6 protein-coding genes are annotated in these 5312 nt (G+C 60.3%); 4 read left to right on the plus strand and 2 right to left on the minus strand.

The window, feature by feature from the left end:
- Nucleotides 1-412 precede the first annotated feature (412 nt).
- Nucleotides 413-1339, plus strand: a complete 927-nt coding sequence (locus tag EXR36_15280) for a cupin domain-containing protein (protein ID MSQ60952.1) — start codon at nt 413-415, stop codon at nt 1337-1339.
- A gap of 8 nt (nt 1340-1347) precedes the next feature.
- Nucleotides 1348-1698, plus strand: coding sequence for a hypothetical protein (locus tag EXR36_15285; GenBank protein ID MSQ60953.1), 351 nt, complete (start codon nt 1348-1350; stop codon nt 1696-1698).
- A 21-nt stretch (nt 1699-1719) separates the two neighbouring features.
- Here the strand turns inward: EXR36_15285 and EXR36_15290 are convergent, their stop codons facing one another.
- Together EXR36_15290 and EXR36_15295 are read right to left on the minus strand one after the other, a co-directional pair.
- Nucleotides 1720-3408 (minus strand): D-aminoacylase, encoded by a 1689-nt coding sequence (locus tag EXR36_15290; protein ID MSQ60954.1) that lies wholly within the window; start codon nt 3406-3408, stop codon nt 1720-1722.
- Nucleotides 3396-3815, minus strand: coding sequence for an acyl-CoA thioesterase (locus EXR36_15295; protein MSQ60955.1), 420 nt, complete (start codon nt 3813-3815; stop codon nt 3396-3398). The genes EXR36_15290 and EXR36_15295 overlap by 13 nt, the downstream gene beginning before the upstream one ends.
- Between EXR36_15295 and EXR36_15300 the strand changes: the two genes are divergently transcribed.
- Nucleotides 3720-4346 (plus strand): nuclear transport factor 2 family protein, encoded by a 627-nt coding sequence (locus EXR36_15300; GenBank protein ID MSQ60956.1) that lies wholly within the window; start codon nt 3720-3722, stop codon nt 4344-4346. The two genes, EXR36_15295 and EXR36_15300, sit on opposite strands and share 96 nt — an antisense overlap.
- A 32-nt stretch (nt 4347-4378) precedes the next feature.
- Nucleotides 4379-5224 carry a high-affinity nickel-transport family protein gene (locus EXR36_15305; GenBank protein MSQ60957.1) on the plus strand — a complete coding sequence of 282 codons (846 nt, stop codon included), beginning with the start codon at nt 4379-4381 and terminating at the stop codon, nt 5222-5224.
- Nucleotides 5225-5312: the final 88 nt, after the last annotated feature.

Consider the following 5312-nt stretch of genomic DNA (forward strand, 5'->3'; position numbering starts at 1 on the left):
GGAGATCGTCTACTCCCCAGAGTTGCAAGTGCTAACCGAGCACTACGCTCAGCACGACCCCATCGAGATCACCGGCACCAAGGGGGTGATCTGCGTCACGCGCGGCCACGGGCGCATCGCGGACCTGCCGCCAGTGATGCTGTTCTCAGACGGGAAGATGCACGCCTTCTCTGACGCTGAAGCGGGCTGGGAATGTAGTTTCTTGCAGGCCACGCGGCATCACATCGGCGCGCTCCTGGAAGGATCGCCCCCCTGCTCACGGGCGAGCAGGGGAGAGAGATCCTGTGCTTCTGCCTAGCGGCGCAAACATCGGCCCGCCTGGGCCGCGCCGTAAAATTGGCTGAAATGGCCTAGTTGACTGGCGGCACAAGAGGAATATATTTCGGCAATCCGATTGAATAAGGAAGACGTCATGAACAGTCCTATCGCACAAGCCGAAGCAGAACTCTTTAGGACGCAGTCCCCCTACGCCCAGCGTGCCCGCTACAGATCGGGCGAGAATGGTTTCGATTTCTCCTGGCCGGAGGTACCCATGCGTCAGTTCTTGGCGGAACGCGACCGGGCCATTGCCGCCGCCGCCCCCACGGGGTTGATCCCGCTGGATTCCTCGGACGTGCTCGCGTGCGGCTATCCCGCCACCACGCCCACGTTGCTGTGCCGCTACTTCAGAATTCGCCCCGGCGAGTTGTTGCAAACAAGCTTTGTCGCGGCTGGCGAGATCTTCTACGTGATGGCAGGCGCGGGAGAAAGCTCCAATGGAGGCGATGTCGTTAGCTGGCACGCGGGCGATGTATTTTGTTTTCCTGGCGGTGCGCGCACTGTGCACACGGCGGGTAGTGAATCCTGCGTGCTTTTCGGAGTGACGGATGAACCGCTGCTTGCCTTTCAACGTCTGCGTCCCCCTTCTCGCGAGCAAGCCGTATTCGCCACGACCCATTGGCCCTCGGAGGAAATCGAGAGCCGCTTCGATGCAGTGTGGGCGCGACCCATAACCGCTCAAACGACGGGCTCATCCATTCAATTCACCAGCGCGGAATTAGCGCCCACCTATAACACCAGTCCCGCCATCAATTGCGCCATCAACACCCTTGCCCCCGAATGCGACCAGCGAGCGCACCGTCACAACGGCGCGGCGGTGACGCTCGCCATACAAGGCGATGGCATTCATTCCATGATCGATCGCCAGCGCGTGGACTGGTCCACGGGCGCTGCGCAAATCACACCGGCCACCAAGTTACACTCGCATCACAACAAGGGCACGCAGCGAATGCGCTCCTTCGTCATCCAAGACGAGGGACTGCACTTTTACACTCGTACCGTTGGATTCAGTTTCGATTAGGAGCCAGCATGCATCCCAAGGCGAAGTACATTTTCACGGCGAGCATGGATGTCGATCCCGCCAAGGAAGCTTTGTTCAATGAAGTCTACGACCAGGAGCACGTCCCGCTGATATTGACCGTGCCGGGTGTCCTGTCGGCGGTGCGTTGCAAATCAGAGCCGCTGGTGATGATGCTGGGCGGTGAACGCAAGACCTTGGCCGCCGAGGGCGAGCCGCGCTACAGCGCTATTTACGAACTGGAAAGCGCGGAGGTTCTCACGAGCGCGGCGTGGGCGAGCGCGACGGAAAAAGGACGCTGGCCTAGCGAAGTCAGGCCGCATACGCGTAACCGGCGGCATACGCTTAAAAAACTTATCTGAAAAAAAAGCGTTTACCACAGATCAACGCAGCAACTTCCCCGGTAACTCCCCCGTGTGTTCATCGTTGCGCAGCACTTCCACCCCGGCCACGAAGGTGTGCTTGTAACCTTGCGCCCGCTGCGTGAGGCGCCGCCCGCCGGCGGGTAGGTCGTAGACCACCTCGGGTTTGTGGGAGCGCAAGCGGGCGAAGTCGATCACGTTCAAATCCGCTCGGTACCCCGGCGCGATGACGGCGCGGTCTTTCAATCCGTACGCGAGTGCGCTGTCGCGGGTTTGTTTCCGGATCAAGAACTCCAGCGGGATTTGTTCTCCGCGCTTGCGGTCGCGGGCCCAATGGGTGAGCAGGAAGGTCGGTGCGCTGGCATCCACAATGGTGCCCACGTGGGCGCCGCCATCTCCCAGGCCCATGATTGTGGCTTCGTCCAGGAGCATTTCTCGAATAACCTCCAAGTTTCCTTCCGAATAATTCTCGAAAGTGTGGGTGAGAAGGCCTTTCCCTTCGTTGGCCATCATGGCGTCCAGAGCGATGGCCCATGGGCTGGCTCCGGCACGCTGGGCCTGGGCCGCGATGCTGGAGGAGGGCAGGGGTTCGTAGTCGTAGCTGTCATCGAAAATATAAGTACGCGGTAAGCGTTCTTCGATGGTTCGGGTGTGTTCGTCCCGCGGGCGCTGTTCGATCAAGGTGCGGCGTAACGCCGCGTCGTCCCGCAGCCGTTCGTAGCGCTGGCGGGGCGTGAGATTTGCCATGGCAGTCCACGCCGGATGAGTGTGGAAGGGGTGGATGCTGGTTTCGAAGCCCATCATGATGCCGATGGGGCGGCATCCAACTTGGCCATTGGCCTCGATGCCTGCCTGGCGCGCGGCGTGAATGTGCGCGCGGGTGTCGCGCCACAGTTCGGGCGCGTTGTTCACTTGCAGCAATAGCACCGAGAGCGGGCGTTGCGCGATTTGCGCGACGGCGCGCATCGCCTCATATTCTCCCGGGCCGAAGTCTGAATTCACCTCGATCACGCCGCGTCCCGCGCGGCGCATGGCGCGTGCGAGCCCGAAGAGCTCCGCCTCTTTCGCCGACAGGCTGGGTGTGAGACGGCCGTCGAGCGTGCGATGTTTCGTGGTGCGCGAAGTGGTCAATCCGTAAGCACCTGCTCGCAAGGCTTCTTCCAGCAGCTTGCCCATGTATTCGATCTCGGATTCCGTGGGCACACTGGAGTGATCCGCGCCGCGCTCTCCCATCACGTAAAAGCGCAGCACGCCATGGGGCACCTGGGCGCCGATATCCATGATCTTGGGCGCCGCGTCCAGCACGTCCAAGTATTCCGGGAAGGTCTCCCAGTTGAATTTCACACCTTCGGCTAGCACGGTGCCGGGGATGTCTTCCACGCCTTCCATCAAGTTGATGAGGTAGGGTGCGGCACCCGGGCGCACGGGGGCGAAGCCCACGCCGCAGTTCCCGAAAATGGTCGTGGTCACGCCGTGCAAGGACGAAGGCGTGAGGAAGGGATCCCAGGTGGCTTGGCCATCGTAATGGGTGTGGACATCGATGAAGCCTGGCGTGACCAGCAGGCCGCCCGCATCGATTTCGCGGTGGCCAGGGCCTATGTCTTTGCCGACGCCGGTGATCAGAGAACCATCGATGGCGATATCGGCCACAAAACGCGGCTGTCCCGTGCCGTCGGCGGTGCTGCCGTTGCGAATAACTAAGGAGTGCATAGAAATCTCTCGATACGAGGACGCAAGTCCTCGGGAATAGACGCGGCTTTTTGCGTGTCGAGGTTCATGAAAACGATGGTCTGCGCGATGCGCAGGTATTCGGTACCGCCCTTCTTACCGTGGTACTGGAGCTGCACCGATGCGCCTCCGAGCTTGGTCACGCGCAATTCGTAGCGCAGCGTCTCGCCCATCGCCACGGGCTTGATGAAGTTGCATTGTATATTCACCGTCGGCGTCCCGATGCGGCGCTGGCGGATGAGATCGGGGAGCGCGCACCCCACGCCCTCTCGCAACCAGTCTTCCATGGTGGCATGGGCCAAGTCGAAAAAGTCGGGAAAATAAACGATGGCAGCCGGGTCGCAGTGGGAAAAGCGGATCAGGGGGTCGTGGACGAAGACTTCGTTCATGTATGGAAAATTCTCTGGCACAATCGAAAAGCGAGTTTAAGCCGGTTCCAGGCAGAAGGCTCTCTACTAACAATTCGAGGAGACCCCAACATGAAACGCGTGTGTATCGTTCTATCCCTTTGGCTATTGGCGATGGCTATTCCCGCATGGGCTCAGGTCAGTACCGAGGCGGACCTCAACCGGCTCGAAGACCTGCGCTACGAAGCCATGATGAGCGCGGATCTCAAGACCATGGACCAGATTTTCGCGGAGGATTTCGTCTACCAAACCTTGCAGGGCGCCACGCATTCAAAATCGAGCTATTTTCCCTTGTTCTCTTCGGGGGATGTCAAGATCTATTCCTTCAAACGCGAGAATAGCCGCGTCAAGTTCTATGGCAACACCGCCACGGTGATGGCCACGACGCATTTGGATGTCGCGTTCAAAGGAGAGAGGCGCCAGTTGTCGTTGAATTACTTGAACGTGTGGGTCCAGCGCGATGGCCGCTGGCAGTTGGTGGCGCGCCAGTCCACGGGGCTTCCCAAGAAGTAATGCGTAGCTGAGCTTGCGCGGCGCGTGAAACCATGACGGCGTTTTTCTCGCTGCTGGCTTTCGGGTTCTTCCTCGGGATGCGGCACGCAACCGATGCCGACCATGTCATCGCCGTATCCACGATCGTCAGCCGGGAGCGTAATCTCAAGTGGGCGGCGCTCATCGGGGCCCTCTGGGGAGTGGGTCATACGGTGACGGTGCTGGCGGTGGGCGGTGCCATTATTTTGTTCGGCGTGGTGATTCCGCCCAAGGTGGGGCTCGCCATGGAGTTTGCCGTGGCGGTGATGCTCGTCATCCTAGGGCTGTTTACCCTTTCCAGTGTTACCCAGAGTATCCGCGAGCAGGTTGCCTACACCTTGGCCGGGCAACATCCACACGGCCATGGGGGCGACGGTCATCTGCACACCCATGTGCATGGGGATTACGTGCATGCTCACAGCCATGGCCACGGGAGTGCCAACCACGGTCACGCCGAAGACGATACGCCACAAGCGAAGCTGGACAAGAAGCTCGGGGGGTTGAAGCCTTATCTGCTGATCCGTCCCATGATCGTGGGCGTGGTGCACGGATTGGCCGGATCGGCCGCGGTGGCTTTGCTGGTGCTGGCTGCCATCCGGGATCCAGCCTGGGCGGTGGGGTATCTCGCGATATTCGGGTTGGGTACCGTGGCGGGCATGATGCTCATCACTTCGCTTATCGCGGCTCCCATGGTATATGCCTCGCGGCTGCCCAACCTCAACATTTTCATGCGGCTGGCCTCCGGGGTGCTAAGCCTCGGTTTCGGCTTGTATCTGATCTTTCAGATAGGATGGGTAGATGGATTATTCGCCGGGCAGGTGGCCCTTGTGCCAGTGACCGTTGGCGGCCCTCGCGGATAAGACTAAATTCGGCCGCCGTGATGTCAAATAATCCCGAATCCGCCACTCCTGCCCCCCTGCGTGCAAATTCCACCCGGGGCATGGTGCT

It is taken from the genome of Betaproteobacteria bacterium, from assembly GCA_009693245.1.
GTDB lineage: Bacteria > Pseudomonadota > Gammaproteobacteria > Burkholderiales > SHXO01 > SHXO01.